The following is a 19,596-nucleotide window of genomic DNA, read 5'->3' on the forward strand; positions in this document are numbered from 1 at the left end:
CTGCCGTCATAGGAAGTGGCGGCGTGCCGGCGCGTCACCTGCGCGTCTCATATGCCTTGATCTGCGTTGACGACACCCCTGGCGCGGTGAAGCATGGGCTGAAAGCCCTGTCGTCCCGGATTCCCCCGCCATGCCGCAATCGTCCGCCGCCTTCGCCGAGGGCACGATCCTCGTCTCCGTCGACGACCGCGTCGGCATCGTCACCTTCAACAATCCCGACAAGCGCAATGCGATGTCGCTGGAGATGTGGCAGGGCCTTGGCGAGGCGCTCACAGCCTTGCGCGATAATCCCGAGATCCGCGTCGTGGTGCTGACCGGCGCCGGTGGCAAGGCGTTCGTGTCCGGCGCCGACATCAGCCAGTTCGAGCAGAGCCGTCACAACGCCGCGGCCTCGGAGACCTATGCCGAGCGCAGCGCCGCCCAGCGCGCCCTGCTCGCGACCTACCCCAAGCCGACGATCGCCTGCATCCGCGGCTTCTGCCTCGGCGGCGGCTTGCAGATCGCCATGCTCGCCGACATGCGCTTTGCCTCGGATGACAGCCAGTTCGGCATCCCCGCCGCCAAGCTCGGCATCGCCTATGGCTATGACGGCCTGCGCAACCTGGTGTCGCTGGTCGGGCCGTCGCAGGCACGGCTGCTGCTGTATACCGGCCAGCGGATCGACGCCACGGAGGCGCTGCGGATCGGCTTGGTCGACCGGACCATGCCGGTGGATGAGCTGATGCCCGCGACGCTCGAGATCGCCCGCACCATTGCCGGCAATGCGCCCTTGGCGGTGCAGGCCGCCAAGATCACCATCGCCAGGTGCTCAAGGACGAGAGCCGCCGCGACATGGAGGCGATCAAGCGGATCGGCGACGCCTGCATGGATTCGGAGGATTTTCGCGAAGGCCGGCGCGCCTTCATGGAGAAGCGCAAGCCGGCCTTCAAGGGACGCTAGATCATGATGCGTTTCGACGGAAACGCATCATGATCTAACCTGTTTGTTTGAGCATGATCTTTTCGGAAAACCGGTTTCCACTTTTCCGGATCATGCTCTAGAGCGCCTCCAGCACCGCCTTGGTCACGTCGATCGTGCCGGCGCGGCCGCCGAACTCGAACGGCTTGAGGCCGGCGGCGTAAACCTTGTCGACCGCCTGCTCGATCCGCTGCGCCGCCTCGGCGGCACCCTCGATCCCCCGTGTGTCGGCCAGCCAGTCGAGCATCATCGCCGCCGACAGGATCATCGCGGTCGGGTTGGCCTTGCCCTGCCCCATGATGTCAGGTGCGGTGCCGTGGCAGGGCTGGAAGACGGCATGGCGATCGCCGATGTCGGCCGAGGGCGCCATGCCCATGCCGCCGACGAGGCCGGCGGCGAGATCGGAGAGAATGTCGCCGAACATGTTCTCGGTGACCAGCACGTCGAAATGCCAGGGACGCTTCACCAGCATCAGCGCGCAGGCATCGATGTAGAGCCGCTCCGTCCTCACGTCAGGATGAAGCTCCGCGACCTCGTCGAAGATCTTGCGAAAGTAGGCGAAGGCCTTGAACACATTGGCCTTGTCGACGCAGCCTAACGTACCCGGGCGGCCACGCGCGCGGCGCCGCTCGGCGAGCTTGAAGGAGAAGTTGAAGAGGCGCTCGGAGGTCTTGCGGGTGATGACGAGGGTCTCGCGCGCCTCCTCATGTGTCACCACACCTTTGCCCATCAAGGCGAACAGGCCCTCGGTCGATTCGCGGATGACGACGAAGTCGATGCCGCGCTCGGCGGCGCCGACGATCGGGCTCGGCACGCCCGGGATCAACCGCGCCGGCCGCACCCCGGCATAGAGATCGAAATGGAAGCGCAGCTCGATCTGCGGCGCGATCTCGGTGTTGTCGGGATAGCGCACCGACGGCAGGCCGCAGGCGCCGAGCAGGATGGCATCGGCGTCCTCGCACAGCCGGATCGTCGACTCGGCAATCGAGACGCCGGTCGCGAGATAGTTGTTGGCGCCGGCCTGGGCCTCGGTAAAGCGGAGCGACAGGCCGGCCTTGGCCTCGACCTTACGTAATACTTCAAGAGCGGGCGCCATGACCTCCGGCCCGATGCCGTCGCCGGGAAGGACTGCGATGTGGAGGGCGTTGGTGGATGGCATGTTTTTCTTCACGTCCGTAGTGAGTTAGCGCCGTCATTGCGAGCGAAGCGAAGCAATCCAGGGCCGAGGTTGAGACTCTGGATTGCTTCGTCGCTTCGCTCCTCGCAATGACGAAAGGAGAGAGCTACCACTACGGCGTCAGCACGGCGCGGCCGACGAGCTGGCCCTTCTGCAGGTCGCGCAGGGCGTCGTTGGCCTTGGCGAGCGGCATCGGGGTGACCGGGATCGGCGCGATGTTCTTGGCGCGGACGAGGTCGAGCAGCTCCTTGGTCTCGCGGAGATTGCCGACATAGCTGCCCTGGATCGTCACCGCCTTGATCGGAATGAGCGGCAGCGCCCAGGGCGCGCCGCCGCCGAACAGGCCGACGATGACGAGCTTGCCGCCCTTGGTCAGGCAATCGAAGCCGAGCTGGGCGGTGGCGGCATTGCCGACCAGGTCGATCACCACCCGAATCGGCTCGCCGGCCGCCTTGTTGAGCTGCTCCAGCGCGTCGGGCGCCTTGCCGTCGACCGCGGCGAGCGCGCCGGCAGCCAGCGCCGCCTCGCGCTTGCGCGCATCGATGTCGACCACGATGGCGCCCTTGCCGCCCATCGCCTTCAACAGCGACAGCGCCATCAGGCCGAGGCCGCCGGCGCCGAAGATCACGATCGGCGTATCAAAGTCCTTCTCGACCTTCTTCAGCGCGCTGTAGGTGGTCACGCCCGAGCAGGCGTAGGGCGCGGTGGTCACGGGATCGAGACCCTTGAGGTCGATCAGGTGGCGCGGATGCGGCACCGTCATGTGGTCGGCATAGCCGCCGTCGCAATAGACGCCGAGCGAGGCCGGCTTCAGGCACATGTTCTCGTCGCCGGCCAGGCAGGTGGCGCATTTGCCGCAGCCGATCCAAGGGTAGACCAGCGCGACGTCGCCGACCTTCAGGCCGCCCTTCTCCGCCTCCGTCACATCGGGACCGAACGCCACGATCTCGCCGGCGCTCTCATGCCCCATGGTCCGCGGCAGCGACACGCCGCGATCCTTCAGCGACAGCGGCTTGCGGCCGTGGCCGAGATCATAGCCGCCTTCCCAGATGTGCAGGTCGCTGTGGCAGACGCCGGCCGCCTTCACCTTGATCAGCACCTGCTTGCCGAAGGGCTGCGGCGTCGGCTCGTCGATTTCGGTCAGCGGCGCGTTGAAATCGGTGACCTTGAAGCTCTTCATGGTTTCACTCCCGTAGTCCGGTGAGCTGGCGGGACCGGACGGCGTCGTGACGGGCCACGCGGACGACGGCTTGCGCTGGCGCAAGCCGACCTCGACATCTCCTCCCGGCACGAGCGCGTCCGGCGGATCCGGACTGTTCTTGCGATATCAGGAACATTGGCCGGAAACGTGGGGAGCAGCAAGGCCGCGCGCATGGCGCGCATTCATGGCAGCCCTGCAGCGTTTTGCGTCAGCGCGTGTCAGCCTTTGTCCGGCGCCATCGCAGCCGCCTCGCGCAGGACATCAGCAGTGTGCTCGCCGAGACGGGCCGAGCGCGATCCGGCTGCGACCTTCGCCTCCGACATCCGGAACGGCAGGTTGACGACCTTGAAGGTGCCGGCGTCATCCTCGACCTCCGCCAGCGCGCCACGATGCGCGATCTGCGGATCGGCCAGCGCCTCGGCGACGCTGCGATAGGCCGAGCTCGGCACACCGCCGGCGTTCAAGGCCGCGACACAGTCGGCGACGCTGAGCCGGCCCGACCACGCTTCGACGCCATCCATCAGCGCGCCCCAATTAGCCCGCCGGTCGGAATATCTGGCGAAACGGGCATCACTGGTCCATTCGGGATGGCCGATCACCCCCATCAGGTTCTGGAACGTCTTCTCGCTGGCGATCGCGATCATCACATAGCCATCGCGGCACGCCGCCGGGCCGAAGGTCGGCCGCGACGGCTGCACCACCGGAAATTGCGACCATTGGATCTCGTTCAAGGTCAGGCTCAGCATCGATTCCAGCATCGAGCAGTCGATGTGCTGGCCGCGGCCGATGCGCTCGCGCTGATACAGCGCGGAGGCGATGGCGCCGAAGGCGTAGGTCCCGGTGACCACGTCGGCATGATAGATGCCGCAATAATCCGGCCGGTCGCGCCCTGGCTGATAGGCGAGATGCGCCATGTCATAGCCGGAGGCGGCGTGGATCACGGGCGCGTAGGCTGGAAGTTCCGCCGACGGGCCGGTCTGGCCGTAGCCTGAGATCGAGCAGTAGATCAGCCGCGGGCTGAGTGCACTCAAGGCGGCATAGTCGAGTCCGAGCCGCTGCATCACGCCGGGCCGAAAATTCTCGACAAGGATATCAGCGGATGCGACCAGCCGACGCACGGCCTCGACGCCTTCGCTCGATTTGAGATCCAGCACGACACTCTTCTTGCCGACGTTGAGCTGACCGAAAGCGGTGGAGCAGCCATGCCGCATTGGCGGCCGGGTGCGCATGGTTTCACCTTCGGCTGACTCGATCTTGATCACCTCCGCACCCATATCAGCGAGCATGCGGGCACAATGCGGGCCGGCGATGGTGGTCGAAAAGTCCAGCACGCGCAGGCTCTCGAAGCATCCTGTCAAACGGCTCTCATGCTCTCGATCTAGACTCACGCGTGCAGCTCCCTCTTGTCGGCGTTTCTTCTGTGCCGGACGTGGCAGAAGGCCAGCCCGTACTCGCATTCATGAAGCGTAAGCCATCGGACGCCGTGCCCGTCTTGTCCAGATCGAACCAATCGAGGTCGAGCGCGTTTGGCCTTTCGCGGCGCTGCGGCATCGCTTTTTGTTGATGGCTGAATTTGGACCCTTTCTTGCATAGGACGAACATGGGGCTTGATCGAGGACATCTCTTGCGGGTTCTGTTCGTTACGACCGAAATGGACGATTTCGTCCGGGTGGGCGGACTGGCTGCGGTTTCCGCAGCACTTCCCCGGGCACTGCGCTCTCACACCGACGTTAGGATCATGCTGCCCGGCTACCGGGACGTGATCGAGCAACTCACTCACATCGAGATCGTCGGCCACTGCGCGCCGCTGGCAGAGATGCCGGGATGCGCTCTCGGCCGCTCATCGACGCGCGACGGCCTGCCGGTCTATGTCCTGCTCTGCGACGAGCTGTACGACCGGCCGGGTAACCCTTACGGCGACGAGAACGGCAAGGACTGGGCGGACAACGACGTCCGATTCGGCCGTCTCGCCGCGGCAGCGGCCGAGCTCGCAGCAGGCACGCTGGACACGAGCTGGGCAGCGGACCTCGTGCATGCCAATGACTGGCAGGCCGCGCTGGTGCCGGCCTATCTGGCGTGGCGCGGCGTCGATGTGCCGTCGATCCTCACCATCCACAATCTTGCCTATCAGGGCCTGTTCCCGCGGGAGTCGCTGCGCCGGATCGGCGCGCCGGAATCCTCGTTCCACATCGACGGGCTCGAGTTCTACGACAAGCTGTCGTTCCTCAAGGGCGGCCTGGTCTATGCGTCGCATCTGACCACCGTCAGCTCGACCTATGCCAAGGAGATCACGACCTCGGAGCTCGGCTGCGGCCTTGAGGGCCTGCTGCGGCAGCGCTCCAATGCGCATGAGCTGACCGGCATTCTCAACGGCATCGACGAGAGCTGGGATCCCCGCTACTGCCAGCAGCTCGCGCAGCCCTTCGCCGCCGGCGACTGGAACGGCAAGAAGGCAAATGCCGACTACGTCCGCAAGCAGTTCGGGCTGGCGGTGTCGCGCGGCCCGATGTTCGGCATCGTGGCGCGGCTGGTGCATCAGAAGGGCATCGATCTCGTGCTGGAGGCGGCCGACGAGATCGTCGGCGCCGGCGGCCAGATCGTCGTCACCGGCACCGGCGAGCCCGCGATCGAGCGCGCGCTGATGGATGCCCATCGCCGCCGTCCCGACGCGATCGGCGTGGCCATCGGCTTCAACGATGCCCAGGCCCGGCGCATCTTCGCCGGCAGCGACTTCACTTTGATGCCGTCGCGGTTCGAGCCATGCGGCCTCAGCCAGATGTATGCCCAGCGCTTCGGCTCGCTGCCGATCGGCCACCAGACGGGAGGCCTGGCGGAGACCATCACCGACGGCGAGACCGGGTTCCTGTTCGAGAAGCCGTCGGCGGAGTCGTTCCTCGGCGGCGTCAAGCGCGCCTTCTCCGCCTTCAAGCGCACCGAGCAGTTGAACGCCATGCGGCTGTCGGCGATGGCGCGCTCGTTCAGCTGGGACCTGTCGGCCGCCTGCTACAACGCGCTGTACCGCAAGATGCTGGCGTCCTGATCACGACGCTTGGTCATCTGAGCAACAAAAAGCCCGGGCCTTGGCCCGGGCTTTTTCGTCTGCGACGCTTTTTCGTCTGGGCCGTGCGGCCGATTACGCCGCGCGCACCGCTTCGAGGAAGTTGCCGACCTCGCGCTTGAGGCGGTTGCTATCGCCGGCGAGCGACTTGGCCGAGGACAGCACCTCGGCGGAGGCGGAACCGGTCTGGGCCGCGCCGCGCTGCACGTCGGTGATGTTGGAGGAGACCTGCTGAGTGCCGTGCGCCGCCTGCTGCACGTTGCGGGAGATCTCCTGCGTCGCCGCGCCCTGCTCCTCGACCGCTGCCGCAATCGCGGCGCCGATCTCGGCGAGGCGCTCGATCGTGGAGCTGATCGCCTGGATCGCGTTGACCGATTCCTGCGTCGCCGCCTGGACGCCGGAGATCTGCTGCGAGATCTCGTCGGTGGCCTTGGCGGTCTGCTCCGCCAGCGCCTTGACCTCGGTCGCGACCACGGCGAAGCCGCGGCCGGCCTCGCCGGCGCGCGCCGCCTCGATGGTGGCGTTGAGCGCCAGCAGGTTGGTCTGGCCGGCAATCGTGTTGATGAGCTCGACGACGTCGCCGATGCGCGCGGCCGCCTGCGACAGCTCGGCGACCCGGCTGTTGGTCTGGCGCACCTGCTGCACGGCATCGCCCGCCATGCGGGCCGAGGTCTGCACCTGACGGCTGATCTCGGTGACCGAGGAGGACAGCTCCTCGGTGGCGGAGGCCACCGACTGGACGTTGGCAGAGGCCTCCTCCGACGCCGCCGCCACGACCGTGCTCAGCTCCTTCGAGCGGTTCGCCGTTCCGGTCAGCGTATCCGCCGAGGTCTCGAGGCCAGAGGCCGCCGAGGACACCGTGTTGACGATGTCGGCGATCGTCGCCTCGAAATTGCGGGTCAGCGTATCGAGCCGGCGGGCGCGATCGATCTGCGCCTGCGCGTCGCGCTGCGCCGCCTCGTCGGATTCCTTCTTGGCGATGAGGGCATCCTTGAAGATCTTGAGCGCGCGCGCCATGGCGCCGATCTCGTCCTTGCGGGTATCGTTCGGAATGTCGGCGCTGAGCTCGCCATTGGCGAGACGCAGGGTCACGCCGGTCAGGCCGACCAGCGGGCCGATGACGCCGCGGACGACGCCGATGACCACCGCGATCGACACGAGCGCAACCAGCAGCAGCACGCCGAGCGCGATGAACAGACGCAGCTGCGCAGCACCGATGGCCCGATCGATCGACTGATGCGCCGACTTCAGCGCCGCATCGCGCAGCACGTTCACGTTGTTCAGCATCGGCGAGGTCCAGCGCCCCCACTCGTCCACGCTGATCGGGGACGGCTGGCCGTCACGCGCAGCCGCGACGATCTGCCGGTAGCGGCGCTCGCCGTCGCCCATCAAGGTCGAGCGGACATGCTCGAGCGCGGCCGAGACCTCCGGCGTATCACGAATGCTGCGCGCGGCCAGCTCGATCTGCTGCCACAGCAGCGTGACCTGGCCGCTGGTCTCGGTCACCTCGGAGAGCCGGACCGGCGTCCAGCCGATGTTTTGAATGAAGAAGCGCAGCACCGCGGACCGGGCGCCGTTCACCGTGCGCATCGACTGCGAGAGCTGCGCCAGCTGCGCCGACGGCAACAGGTTTTCGACATCGCCGCCGGTGCGCACGAGCTCGATCGCGGCCTCATCGATGGCTGCGGTCAGCGACTCGCCGGCACGCCCGAGGCCGTCGATCGTGGTCACCTGGATGTTGGCCGGCCGCTGCGCTGCAGGCAGCACCGCGGCGGCACGCGCCGCAGAGCGAACACTGCGCAGAGTCTGCTCGGCCGCCTCGATGTTCTTCGTCGATAATCCGGCCGCCTTGGTGGACGATTTGGCCCGGCCGAGCATCTCGTCGGTGCTCGCAACCGACTGATCCAGCTTGGCGGCATCTTCAGTCGAAAGGGGCGCCGGAGCAGCCAGCACATTCCACACGTTTCGTTCGAGCGGGATCTGGGCGTTCACCTTCATCACCAGCTCGAACGCATCGAGAACCCGCGCCGCCTGCTCACGCTTGCCCAGATCGCCCCAGCTGCTCCACGCGAGCACGCAGGCAAAGGCCATGGCAAAAAAGCCGGTGAGCAGATTTCCGGCCAGGATCTTCCATTTGAGACTGACCGCCCCAGCCTCCCGGTGAAGAGGATCGCTCTGCATCGTCGCAAGGTCAGACATCGGTCATTCCCAATCGATCATGTTCTGCCGCGCTGCGACTCCTGATGTGGCCGCAACTACGCACCGCGACACCGCTGCCGCGCCACAATGATTAAGAACGAATGGCGACTAATCCCTTAAACTACATCTTGCTCGCTGGTATCGGGATGCGGATCAGTTCAATAAAGGCTCGGGCTTGCCTGATGCGGTTCAACCGTCATTCGGCAGCGGCTGCGGTCACAACTTGGGGGTCGTGCAGCACCACGCCAGCCAGCGGATCGAACTCACCCGTCCAGGGCATCCGCTCCAGCACAGATCGGGTCTGCTGATAACCGGCGCGCCAGCGCGCGGTGATGCCGCGCTCGCTGAAGTCGATATCCTTGGTGTGGCTCTCCCGATCGAGCCGTGGCGCCTGTAGCTGCACGACATGCATCCGCGTCTGGCAGCCATAGCTCGCGAGCTCGCGCATCGCCGGATCGTTGCGGGCCTGCTCCGGCAGCCGCGCAGCCAGTTCCTTGATGATGTGGCGGAGCCGGTGAATCTGCTCCTGGCGGGCGATCTGGCTGCCCATGCGGCTCGCATATTGGACGTCCTTATGGCGGTTGAACACCTCCGCCATGGTCGCGGGCTCGGCCCCTTCCGGATTCCACAGATTGACCGCGAAGATCAGCGAGTCTCGGCGCGGATTGTCGTCGAACACGACCTCGGTCGGCGTGTTCGAGAGGATGCCGCCGTCCCAATACAGCTCGCCATCGATCCGAACAGCCGGAAAGGCCGGAGGCAGCGCACCCGAGGCCAGGATGTGGCGGGCATCGAGCGCACCATCGCGGCTGTCGAAATAGTGCATGCGGCTGGTGCGGACATGCGCGGCTCCGACCGTCACGCGGGGGCTGCCGCTGTTGAGGAGATCGAAATCGACCAGCTCCCGCAGCGTCTCGCGCAGCGGTGCGGTCGCGTAGTAGCCGGCCTGCTCGGGCCCGAGCGGAAACATATCGCCGGCATGGGCCAGCGCGTTGGGCGTGAAGAAGCCGCTGATGCCGTGCATCAAGGTCGCCCAATAGGATAGCCTGTCGTCAAATTCCGGAGAGGCGGTTCGGAGAGTCCAGATCGGACGCGCGTGCATCCGCATCCAGAATTCCCGCAGCCGCGCCGTGCGCTCATGCACCGGGTTGCCGGCGATCAGGGCCGCATTGATGGCGCCGATCGAGGTCCCGATCACCCAGTCCGGCTCGACGCCCGCCTCGCTGAGGGCCTGGTAGACGCCAGCCTGGTAGGCGCCGAGCGCGCCGCCGCCTTGCAGCACCAGGACCACCTGTCCGGGAAGCGTGCTGCGATCGATCACCGCGCGCGTGGTATCGGCGCCCTCGGCCATGTCTGCCTCTTCATCCGCGTGAGCTCTTGGCCTGTTCGCAAGGCCCGCGTCCTTGTTACGACAGGGGCCGTCGATGCGACAGTCTCAGCGCTCGCGCGGATGGTATGGGGGTCAGGGCCGCGAGGGCGCAGCCTCCGGCTGAGCCGGCGCGGCCGGCTCATCATCATCGGCAATGGCGCGCCAGGCGGCGCCTTCGAGATCCTCGTACTGACCACTCTTCAGCGACCAGAGGAAGCCGACCAGGCCTGCCAGGCCGAGGGCCAGCGCCAGCGGCACCAGGATGATCATCACTTCCATGACGCAGCCTCCTCGCGAACCTTGCGGGCGCGCAACGCATTCAGCATCACCAGGAGCGACGAGCCCGACATCGCGGCCGCCGCGATCAGTGGGGTGACGACGCCGCTGATGGCGAGCGGTACGGCGAGGACGTTGTAGAGCACCGCGAGCCACAGATTCTGCCGCATCAGGTGCAGCGCCTTGCGGGCGTAGTCGATCGCCGCGAGCACCGGCGCCAAGGGGCGGCCGAGGAAGACGAGATCGGCGGTGGCCTGGCTGAGATGCGCGGCCGAGATCGGCGACATCGAGACGTGGGCAGCGGCGAGCGACGGCGCGTCGTTCATGCCGTCGCCGACCATCATGACCTTGACGCCGGCGCGCTTGAGCTCCTCGACGCGGGCGATCTTGTCGGCCGGCGTCACGCCGGCGCGCCATTCGGCGATACCCAGCGCCTTGGCCGCAGCGGCCACGGCGGCCTCGCGATCGCCGGAGAGGATCTCGACGTTGATGCCACGGCGCTGCAGGCCGGCAACGATCTTCGCCGCATCGGGACGCAGGCCCTGGCGGACCGAGAACAGATATTTCTGATCGCCACGGCTGAAGGCGACCACGGAGGCTTCGGGATCCAGCCCGGCATTCTGGGCGGCGAGCTGCTCAGCCCCGCAGAAAGCCGGACGTCCCAGCCGGATCTCGACGCCGTCGACGACGGCACGGACGCCCTGCCCCGGCTCCTCGACGGCGCCCATCAAAGGCGACCGCGATTTGGCCGCCTGGGCGACCGCCGCCGCGACCGGGTGATGGCTCGACAATGCGAGCTGGCCGGCCACGGAGAAGATGTCGGCTGGAATGTCGGCGGCGTTGACCACTTCGAGCTCAGGCAAGGTCAGCGTGCCGGTCTTGTCGAAGATAACGTGATCGGCTTCCGCCAAGCGTTCGATGGCATCGCCGGCATTGAGCAGCACGCCGGACTTGAACATCGCGCCGGAGGCCACCGTCTGCACCGTCGGAATCGCGAGGCCGAGCGCGCAAGGACAGGTGATGATCAGCACGGCGATGCCGGTGACGATGGCATCGTGCCAGCTCGCCCCCGCAAGCGCCCAGCCGAGCACGGTCAGCGCCGCGGTCGCATGCACCACGGGCGCATACAGCCGCGAGGCGCGGTCGGCGAGCCGCATGTAGCGCGAGCGGGCCTGCAGCGCGGTGTCGAGCAGGCGCGTGATCTCGGCGAGCAAGGTGCCTTCCGCAGCGGCGGAGACACGGACGCGCAGAGTACCGGAGATGTTGAGCGAGCCGGCATAGACCGCGGTGCCCTGCTCGGCCGGCACATACAGCGTCTCGCCGGTGATCAGGCTCTGGTCGATCTCGGAGCGGCCCTCGACCACCACGCCGTCGACGGCGCAGCGCTCGCCGGGCCGCAGCAGCACGAGATCGCCGGCGCGAACGGCGGCGACCGGCACCTCGGAGATCTCGTCAGGACCGATGAACTTGGTCGCGGTCTCCGCCTTCAGCGCGGCGAGATTGCCGGCCACCGCGCGCGTCCGCCGCCGCATGTTCTGGTCGAGATAGCGGCCGACCAGCAGGAAGGTCAGCAGCATGATCGCGGCGTCGAAATAGGCGTGCTCGGCGTGATGGAAGGTCTCGACGATGGACATGCCCAACGCCAGGATCACGCCGATGCAGATCGGCACGTCCATGTTGACGTTACCGGTCTTCAAGGCGCGCCACGCCGAGCGGAAGAACGGCTGGCCGGCATAGGCTGCCGCTGGCAGCGCGATGACAGCCGACAGCCAGTGAAAGAAGTCGCGCTGCTCCGGCAGCATGTCGCTGACATTGCCGGACCAGACCGGGATCGACAGCATCATCACGTTCATGGTCGCGAACGCCGCGACGCCGAGGCAGCGCAGCAGGAAGCGCGATTCCTCGGCCTCGGTGGCCTCGGCGCTCGCCTTCTCGAACGGATAGGCCTTGTAGCCGAGCTCGGCGAGGCGATCGATGAACTTGGCGGGATCGAGCGTGCCCTGCTTCCATTCCAGCGCAACGCGGCGGTCGGTGAGATTGACGCGCGCCAGGGTCACGTCCGGCAATGCGGAGAGGCCGCGCTCGATCTTGGCCATGCAACCGGCGCAGCTCACGCCCTCGACCGCGAGGTCGATGTGCTTCAGGCCGGCGCCGAGATCCTTGACGTAGTGGGAGAAGTCACGCGTCACGTGCATGATCGAGAAATCCTTCAGTTCAGCAGCACGCGGTTCTTCGACAAGAACATGCGCCGGCCGCTGGAATCACCTTCGAGCACGAGATCCCACTGCCCGGGCGCGATCGCCTCCGCCGTGCCGCGATAGACGCCGATGCCGACCTCGGCGAGATCGACCTGCTGATCGGCGCGCTTGTCGGCGGGACGCTCGAGCCGGCCCTGGAAGGTCAGGCCGGAGACCGGATTGCCGCTCGCATCGCGCGCATTGACCTGCACGACGGCCGCGCCAGCAGCGCTCCGCTCGACATGCGCCTCGACCTTCCAGCGCCGCGCCTCCTGGTCACGCGCCGCCGCAATCTCCTTCTCGTAGCCAAGGCTCGCGGTGTAGGCGCTGTCGACATCGGTGCCGGGCAAGGTCGAGATCGCCATCTTCATCATGTAGACGTTGACGCCGATCACGAGCCCGAAGAAGCCGATCAGCATCGCGAGCACCATGCGTCCGGTCAGCTGGAAGGACGGTTGGGAACGGCTGGCCATGGACGGGCTCCTAAGCTTCAAGGGCTGACGAAATTGTCGGTGGCGGAGGCGACGACGCCGAGGCCGATATCGGTGATGTGGAACTTCACCGGGATCGACTTCTCCGGATTGCTCTCCTCCGGAGCGGTGACCAGGAGCCGCAGCTCCTCGGTCTGGTCGCGGCCGACCACGATCATCGGACGGTCCGGCGTCACCGAGTCGGCGCCGACGACATGGACGGTCGCGTTGACAGGCCCCTCGATGTCGATGGCGATGACGCGGTCGAAGCCGTGCTTATTGAGCACGCGCACCGTATAGGCGTTGCGGATCGAACCGTCGGACAGCTTGATCGCGATCGGGTTGCGGTCGTGCAGCACGTTGACGTCGAGCAGCGAGCGGGTCGCGAGCTTGTAGACCATCGCGCCGCCGACCACCGCGATGATCGCGGCATAGGTGACGGTGCGCGCGCGCACCAGCTTGTAGATCGGCGCCTTGCCTTCCTGGCGGCGGTGGATGTTGATGTCGTTGTCATAGCCGATCAGCCGCGTCGGTCGGCCGATCTTGGTCATGACGGTGTCGCAGGCGTCGATGCACAGGCCGCACTGGATGCAGTCCATCTGCGAGCCGTCGCGGATGTCGATGCCGGTCGGGCACACCGCCACGCATTGCTTGCAGTCGATGCAGTCGCCGGCCGGCTGACCCAGCGCGCGCAGCTCGGCGGCCTTCTTCACCGACATGCGGTTCTCGCCGCGGTCATAGCGATAGGTGACGTTGAGCGCCCACTCGTCGGTCAGCGCCGCCTGGATGCGCGGCCAGGGGCACATGTAGACGCAGACCTGCTCGCGCATGAAGCCGGCGAGCGTGTAGGTCGTGGCCGTCAGGATCGCGATCCAAATATAGGCCAGCGGCGGGCCCTGGAAGGTGACGAGATCTTTGACCAGCGTCGGCGCGTCGCTGAAATACAGCACCCAGGCGCCGCCGGTCCACCAGGCGATCATCAGCCAGATCGAATGCTTGAGGACGAGCTCCGAGATGCGCTCCAGCTTCATCGGGTCGCTGGAGGCGTCCTTCTTCATCCGCTCGCGCCGGTCGCCCTCGATCAGGCGCTCCACGGCATAGAACAAGTCGGTCCAGACCGTCTGCGGGCAGAGATAGCCGCACCAGATGCGGCCGCCGATCGCGTTCATCAGGAACAGCGCGATCGCGGCGATGATCAGCAGGCCGGTGAAATAATACACCTCCTGCGGCCACAGCTCGATGAAGAAGAAATAGAAGCGATGGTTGGGGAAGTCGATCAGCACCGCCTGGTCCGGCGCGCCGAGGCCGCGATTCCAGCGCACGAACGGCAGGAAGTAATAGACGCCGAGGCAGAAGCCCATCAGGCCCCATTTGATGCGGCGGAAGGTGCCCGAGACGCTCTGCGGATAGACCTTCTTGGTGGGCGCGTACAGTGGACCGTAATCGTCCACCGGCTGCGCCTCTTGAGGCTTCAGGTCGTCGGGTTTTACCGTCTGGTTCATGGCAGGCGCGTCATGGCTGGGGTCTTCTCGCAGTTGCGGCCGAAGGTATGCCCACCTCCGGCCGCTCAGTTGATCCAGCTCAATTGGAAGGAAAGTTCCGTTGGATTTCCGTTACTTTCCCCCGCCCAGCGAGTGGACATAGACCGCCATCGCCTTGATCGTGGTCGGGTCGAGACGGCCCTCCCAGGCCGGCATGACGCCGGCGCGGCCATTGGTGATGGTCTCGATCAGAGTGGGCTCGTCCGAGCCGTACAGCCAGATCTTGTCCGTGAGATTCGGCGCGCCGACCTCCGGATTGCCCTTGGCGTTGTCGCCATGGCACGCCGCGCAATTCTCGGCGAAGATCTTGGCGCCGGCCTTGGCGTCATAGCCTTGCCGCGTGGGCAGGCCGGCCAATTCGCGGACGTAGTTGGCGACCGTGACGATCTCCGCCGGCTTCAGGACACCGTCCTTGCCGAAGGCGAGCATCTGGCCTTCACGCGTCTTCGGGTGACCCGAGCGCACGCCATACAGCAGGGTCTGCTGGATCTGCTCCAGCGAGCCGCCCCACAGCCAGTCGTCGTCGTTCAGGTTCGGAAAACCCTTGGCGCCGGCCGCACCCGTGCCGTGGCAGGCGGCGCAATTGTCGCCGAACACGGTCTTGCCCTTGGCACGCGCCAGGGCCAGCATCGCCGGATCCTTTTCGATGTCGGCGAGCGAGGCGGTCGCGAGCGCCGCCATCTTGGCGCCGCGGATCTTCTCGAGATTGGCGAGCTCGACCGCCACGTCCGCGCGGGACGAGTAGCCGAACAGGCCCGTCGTGTTGCTGGTGATGGTCGGCCAGGCCGGATACACGATCCAGTAGCCGATCGCCCAGACGATGGTGATGTAGAAGGTGATCACCCACCACCGCGGCAGCGGGGTGTTGAGCTCCTTGATGCCGTCCCAGGCATGGCCCGTGGTGGCGGTGCCGGAGACGCTGTCGACTTCGTTGTGGTCAGCCATGTTGAATTACTCCTCCCGCAACGGCATGCTCGCCGCCTCGTCGAAAGCGGCCTTGTTGCGAGGCCAGAGGGCATAGGTCACGATCGCGATGAAGATCGCGAAGAAGATCGGGGTCCACAGCGTCGTCACGAGTGAGGACGCGATGTTCTCGACTGCAAGGATGGGCTTCATGATGTCAGGCTCCCGATCTCAGCGCAGATTGGCTTTTTCATTGTAGATCTTGAAGTCGACCAGCGTGCCGAGCATCTGCAGATACGCGACCAGCGCATCCATTTCCGTCGGCGCACCCGCCTTGCCGTCGAAGTTGCGCACCACGGCCTTCGGATAGCGCTTGGTGAGCGCCTCCGCGCCGGGACCGTCCGGATCGACCTGCGCCTTCAAATCGGCGGCAGCGTTGGCGATCTGGTCGTCGGTGTAGGGCACGCCCACGGCCCGCAACGTCTTCAGATGATCGGCGACGTTGTCGGCGTTCAGCTCGGTCTCCTTCAGGAAGGGATAGCCGGGCATGATCGACTGCGGAACGATGGCGCGCGGGTTGGTCAGATGGGTGACATGCCAGTCGTCGGAGTATTTGTTGCCGACGCGGGCGAGGTCCGGACCCGTGCGCTTGGAGCCCCATTGGAACGGGTGGTCGTACATGCTCTCCGCGGCGAGCGAGAAGTGGCCATAGCGCTCCACTTCGTCACGCAGCGGGCGGATCATCTGCGAGTGGCAGAGATAGCAGCCCTCGCGGACATAGATGTTGCGGCCGGCCAGCTCGAGCGGCGTGTAGGGCCTGATGCCGTCGACCGCCTCGATCGTGCTCTTCAGGTAGAAGAGCGGAGTGATCTCGACGAGGCCGCCGATCGCGATCACCAGCAGGATGCCGATGATCAGGATGATCGAGTTCTTCTCGAAGACTTGGTGTCGTTGCCAAAATGACATAGTTGGATACCTCACTCCGCCGGCTGAAGGGCGACGGGGGACTGAACCTCTTCCTCACCGACACGGACCGTCATCCAGAGATTGTAGGCCATGATGAGTGAGCCGATCAGGAACAGCGCGCCACCGGCGGCACGGATGATGTAGAAGGGATGCATCGCCTCGACGGTCTCGATGAAGGAGTATTCGAGGAAGCCGAGCGCCGTGTAGGACCGCCACATCAGACCCTGCAGGATGCCCGAGACCCACATCGCGGAGATGTAGAGCACGATGCCGAGCGTGGCCGTCCAGAAGTGCCAGTTCACGAGCTTGAGGCTGTAGAGACCCTTGCGGTTCCAGATCCACGGCACGAGGCAGTACAGCGCGCCGAAGGACACGAAGCCGACCCAGCCGAGCGCACCGGAATGCACGTGACCGATGGTCCAGTCGGTGTAGTGGCTGAGCGAGTTGACCACCTTGATCGACATCATCGGACCTTCGAAGGTCGACATGCCGTAGAAGGCGACCGAGACGACCAGCATGCGCAGCACCGGGTCAGTCCGCAGCTTGTCCCACGCACCCGACAGGGTCATCAGGCCGTTGATCATGCCGCCCCAGGAGGGCATCCACAGCATGATCGAGAAGGTCATGCCGAGCGTCTGCGTCCAGTCCGGCAGCGCCGTATAGTGCAGATGGTGCGGGCCGGCCCAGATGTAGAGGAAGATCAGCGCCCAGAAGTGGATGATCGACAGCCGGTAGGAATAGACCGGACGCTCCGCCCGCTTCGGGATGAAGTAGTACATGATGGCGAGGAAGCCGGCGGTCAGGAAGAAGCCGACCGCGTTGTGGCCGTACCACCACTGGAACATCGCATCCTGCACGCCGCCCCAGGCGATGTAAGACTTCGAGCCGAAGAACGACACCGGAAGCGCCGGGTTGTTGCCGAGATGCAGCACGGCGATCGTGACGATGAAGGCCAGGTAGAACCAGTTCGCCACGAAGATGTGCGGCTCCTTGCGCTTGATGATCGTGGTCAGGAAGACCAGCAGATAGACCACCCAGACGATCGTCAGCCACAGATCGGAGTACCACTCCGGCTCGGCGTACTCCTTGCCCTCGGTGACGCCGAGCAGATAGCCCGTGCCCGCGATGAGGATGAAGAAGTTGTAGCCGACCACCACGAACCACGGCGCGAGGTCACCGGCGAGGCGGACGCGGCAGGTGCGCTGCACGACATAGAACGAGGTCGCCAGCAGCACGTTGCCGCCGAACGCGAAGATCACCGCCGAGGTGTGCAGCGGCCGCAGGCGGCCGAAGCTGGTCCAGGGCAGATCGAAGTTCAGCGCCGGCCAGGCGAGCTGCGAGGCGATGATGAGGCCGACGGCGAAGCCGGCGATGCCCCAGAACATGGCCATGAACGAGGAGAACTTGATCGGCCCGAGATTGTAGTTCGGCCGGCCGTTGATCTCCTGCGGCGGCAGCTCGCCGCGCTCGAAGTAGCGGTTGAGGATGAAGAAGACGGACGCCGCGCTGGCGGCAGCCGCGAGCGAGGCGTGAAACGCGAAGGCCGTATCCAGTGCCTTCGCCGCAGCGAAGACGCACAAGAAGGCGGTGACGGCGAAAATGAGCGATAGCCCACTCTCGCCGATGGTCATGGATTTTGTTGATGAGGACGCGCTCATGCGGAATCTCGCTGAAAGAACACGAGACCAGCAACCATAATCGGTCACACGTGGAATTGATCGAAATCAACCTTGCGACCGGTTCGCCGGTAAACAGCCGGGATGTTGCGGAAATCAGCGCGGCGCGAAGCACCCAAGCACATCGTCCCGCACGCCTGAGGCGTACGGGACGAGGCCGGTCTTAGACTTCCGTATCAGTTACGGGCGCGGCCGCAATCAGTCCTTCGCCGCCGCCGCCAGCGCCCGCACGATGTCCTCGCGGGCGATGATGCCGACCAGGCGGCTGTCGCCGTCGGTCACGGGCAGGCTGCGGATGCGGTGCTCGACCATCAGCTGCAGCACGCGCGTCAGCTTGGTGTCCGGCCGGACATAGATGAACTCCGACGTCATCACGTCGGCCACGGTCCGGTTCATCAGGTCGCTGTAGCGCGGCAGCATCTGGTTGGGCGTGAACGCAAAGCATTTCAGCACGTCGAACTTGGTGACGATGCCGATGACCTCGTCGTTCTCGACGACGGGATAGGTGTTGAAATCGTCGCGGTCGAACATGTCGCCGAGCTCGCGAATCGTGGTGTCGCGGGTCACGGTCGTGATGGTCCGCGTCATGTAGCTGCCGGCGGTGTCCTCGAGAAATTTGTACAAGGCGGCAATCCTGCTCTCGGATGGGACGGTTGAAGATTCAGTGCGACAGCAGCACGCAACGTTCGGTGCGCGTCACGAGATGCTCGGTGACCCCGCCGAGCACGAGCTCGCGGAATCGGGAATGGCCATAGGCGCCGGCGACGACGAGCCCGGCGGAGAGATCCGCAGCGATCGCGTCGAGCTTGGTCGCCACGTTGCGCCCCTGCCCCGGCTCCTCGATTCGGGCCGATGCGATGATCTTGTGGCGGCCGAGCCAGGCGACGACGTCCTCGAGGCGCGCCTCGCACGAATCGTAATCTGAGGTGCTCTCGACGATCTCGACGACGACGACATCGGTGGCTTTGGCAAGCAGCGGCAGCGCGTCCGTGATCGCCCGGCGCGCCTCCGGCGTCTCTTTCCACGCCACCACCACGGTGCCGAGATCGAGCCAGCTGGCGCTGTCGGGAACCACGAGCAGCGGCCGCCCCGCCTGCATCACGAGATCCTTGGGGCTGGCAATCGCGAACGCATCGGTGACGCCGGGAGGCACGCTCCCCGTGACCAGGATGTCGGCGACGCGCGCCTGCGCCAGCGTGTAGCGGAGCGGAAAATCCAGCGCACTGCGCCAGCCCAGCGGAACCGCCCGGCCGGCGACGGCGGTCCGGAATTGCTGCTCGAGCTCGACGAACCGGTTCTGCAACGCGGCCTCGCCCTGCTCGATGAGGTCCTGGGCCTGCTCGCCGGTCGTGAAATACAGCGGCGGCGTGAATTCCGCGGCGGCCACGCCGATAACCCCGGCCTCAAATCGACCCGCGAGATCGCACGCGACCTGAAGACGGGCCTCGTTGGGCTGGTTGAGCGCCAGGCTCACCATGACAGTCGCGAGCGTCATCCCGCCTCTCCAAACATTGCTTCCATGCAGCTCTTAGAGGTGAAACGCCCCACCGTGATGAGATAGATCAA

General features: G+C 65.8%; 17 protein-coding genes. 2 read left to right on the plus strand and 15 right to left on the minus strand.

Annotated elements, in window-relative coordinates; translation table 11 throughout:
* Nucleotides 1-130: 130 nt before the first annotated feature.
* On the plus strand, nt 131-946 hold the full coding sequence (locus ACVILH_RS30440; protein ID WP_456716188.1) for an enoyl-CoA hydratase: 816 nt from the start codon (nt 131-133) through the stop codon (nt 944-946).
* Between the two features lie 90 nt (nt 947-1,036).
* On the opposite strand, the gene ACVILH_RS30445 is transcribed toward ACVILH_RS30440, so the two are convergent.
* The 3 genes from ACVILH_RS30445 to ACVILH_RS30455 form a co-directional block, all read right to left on the minus strand.
* Entirely contained in the window at nt 1,037-2,116 is a 1,080-nt protein-coding gene (locus tag ACVILH_RS30445; RefSeq protein ID WP_456716189.1) for an isocitrate/isopropylmalate dehydrogenase family protein, read from the minus strand.
* Between the two features lie 130 nt (nt 2,117-2,246).
* Complete coding sequence (locus tag ACVILH_RS30450) at nt 2,247-3,314, minus strand: alcohol dehydrogenase (RefSeq protein ID WP_456716190.1); 1,068 nt, start codon at nt 3,312-3,314, stop codon at nt 2,247-2,249.
* Between the two features lie 239 nt (nt 3,315-3,553).
* Nucleotides 3,554-4,666, minus strand: coding sequence for a CaiB/BaiF CoA transferase family protein (locus ACVILH_RS30455; RefSeq protein ID WP_456716191.1), 1,113 nt, complete (start codon nt 4,664-4,666; stop codon nt 3,554-3,556).
* A gap of 293 nt (nt 4,667-4,959) precedes the next feature.
* On the opposite strand from ACVILH_RS30455, the gene glgA reads away from it, so the two are divergent.
* Entirely contained in the window at nt 4,960-6,375 is a 1,416-nt protein-coding gene (glgA, locus tag ACVILH_RS30460) for a glycogen synthase GlgA (RefSeq protein WP_456716192.1), read from the plus strand.
* Between the two features lie 93 nt (nt 6,376-6,468).
* On the opposite strand, the gene ACVILH_RS30465 is transcribed toward glgA, so the two are convergent.
* The 12 genes from ACVILH_RS30465 to ACVILH_RS30520 all read right to left on the minus strand — a co-directional run bounded on the left by ACVILH_RS30465 (nt 6,469) and on the right by ACVILH_RS30520 (nt 19,525).
* On the minus strand, nt 6,469-8,592 hold the full coding sequence (locus ACVILH_RS30465; protein WP_456716193.1) for a methyl-accepting chemotaxis protein: 2,124 nt from the start codon (nt 8,590-8,592) through the stop codon (nt 6,469-6,471).
* Nucleotides 8,593-8,788: 196 nt separating this feature from the next.
* Complete coding sequence (locus ACVILH_RS30470; RefSeq protein WP_456716194.1) at nt 8,789-9,943, minus strand: DUF3734 domain-containing protein; 1,155 nt, start codon at nt 9,941-9,943, stop codon at nt 8,789-8,791.
* 111 nt (nt 9,944-10,054) lie between these two features.
* Entirely contained in the window at nt 10,055-10,240 is a 186-nt protein-coding gene (gene ccoS, locus ACVILH_RS30475; protein ID WP_257168957.1) for a cbb3-type cytochrome oxidase assembly protein CcoS, read from the minus strand.
* Nucleotides 10,231-12,432 carry a cation-translocating P-type ATPase gene (locus ACVILH_RS30480; protein WP_456716195.1) on the minus strand — a complete coding sequence of 734 codons (2,202 nt, stop codon included), beginning with the start codon at nt 12,430-12,432 and terminating at the stop codon, nt 10,231-10,233. The genes ccoS and ACVILH_RS30480 overlap by 10 nt, the downstream gene beginning before the upstream one ends.
* Before the next feature lie 14 nt (nt 12,433-12,446).
* Nucleotides 12,447-12,947 carry a FixH family protein gene (locus ACVILH_RS30485; RefSeq protein WP_456716196.1) on the minus strand — a complete coding sequence of 167 codons (501 nt, stop codon included), beginning with the start codon at nt 12,945-12,947 and terminating at the stop codon, nt 12,447-12,449.
* A 17-nt stretch (nt 12,948-12,964) separates the two neighbouring features.
* Nucleotides 12,965-14,446: a cytochrome c oxidase accessory protein CcoG gene (gene ccoG, locus ACVILH_RS30490; protein ID WP_456716197.1), complete on the minus strand. Its 1,482-nt coding sequence runs from the start codon at nt 14,444-14,446 to the stop codon at nt 12,965-12,967.
* A 111-nt stretch (nt 14,447-14,557) separates the two neighbouring features.
* On the minus strand, nt 14,558-15,430 hold the full coding sequence (gene ccoP / locus ACVILH_RS30495) for a cytochrome-c oxidase, cbb3-type subunit III (protein WP_456716198.1): 873 nt from the start codon (nt 15,428-15,430) through the stop codon (nt 14,558-14,560).
* 6 nt (nt 15,431-15,436) lie between these two features.
* Nucleotides 15,437-15,601, minus strand: coding sequence for a cbb3-type cytochrome oxidase subunit 3 (locus ACVILH_RS30500; RefSeq protein WP_257168952.1), 165 nt, complete (start codon nt 15,599-15,601; stop codon nt 15,437-15,439).
* Nucleotides 15,602-15,619: 18 nt separating this feature from the next.
* A complete protein-coding gene (ccoO, locus tag ACVILH_RS30505; protein ID WP_456716199.1) occupies nt 15,620-16,354 on the minus strand; it encodes a cytochrome-c oxidase, cbb3-type subunit II in 735 nt (244 codons plus the stop codon).
* 11 nt (nt 16,355-16,365) lie between these two features.
* Nucleotides 16,366-18,012, minus strand: coding sequence for a cytochrome-c oxidase, cbb3-type subunit I (gene ccoN / locus ACVILH_RS30510; protein ID WP_456716200.1), 1,647 nt, complete (start codon nt 18,010-18,012; stop codon nt 16,366-16,368).
* A gap of 216 nt (nt 18,013-18,228) precedes the next feature.
* On the minus strand, nt 18,229-18,654 hold the full coding sequence (locus ACVILH_RS30515) for a CBS domain-containing protein (RefSeq protein ID WP_456716201.1): 426 nt from the start codon (nt 18,652-18,654) through the stop codon (nt 18,229-18,231).
* Between the two features lie 37 nt (nt 18,655-18,691).
* Nucleotides 18,692-19,525, minus strand: a complete 834-nt coding sequence (locus tag ACVILH_RS30520; RefSeq protein WP_456716202.1) for a universal stress protein — start codon at nt 19,523-19,525, stop codon at nt 18,692-18,694.
* Between the last annotated feature and the right edge of the window lie 71 nt (nt 19,526-19,596).

Source organism: Bradyrhizobium sp. USDA 4353 (genome assembly GCF_054063215.1).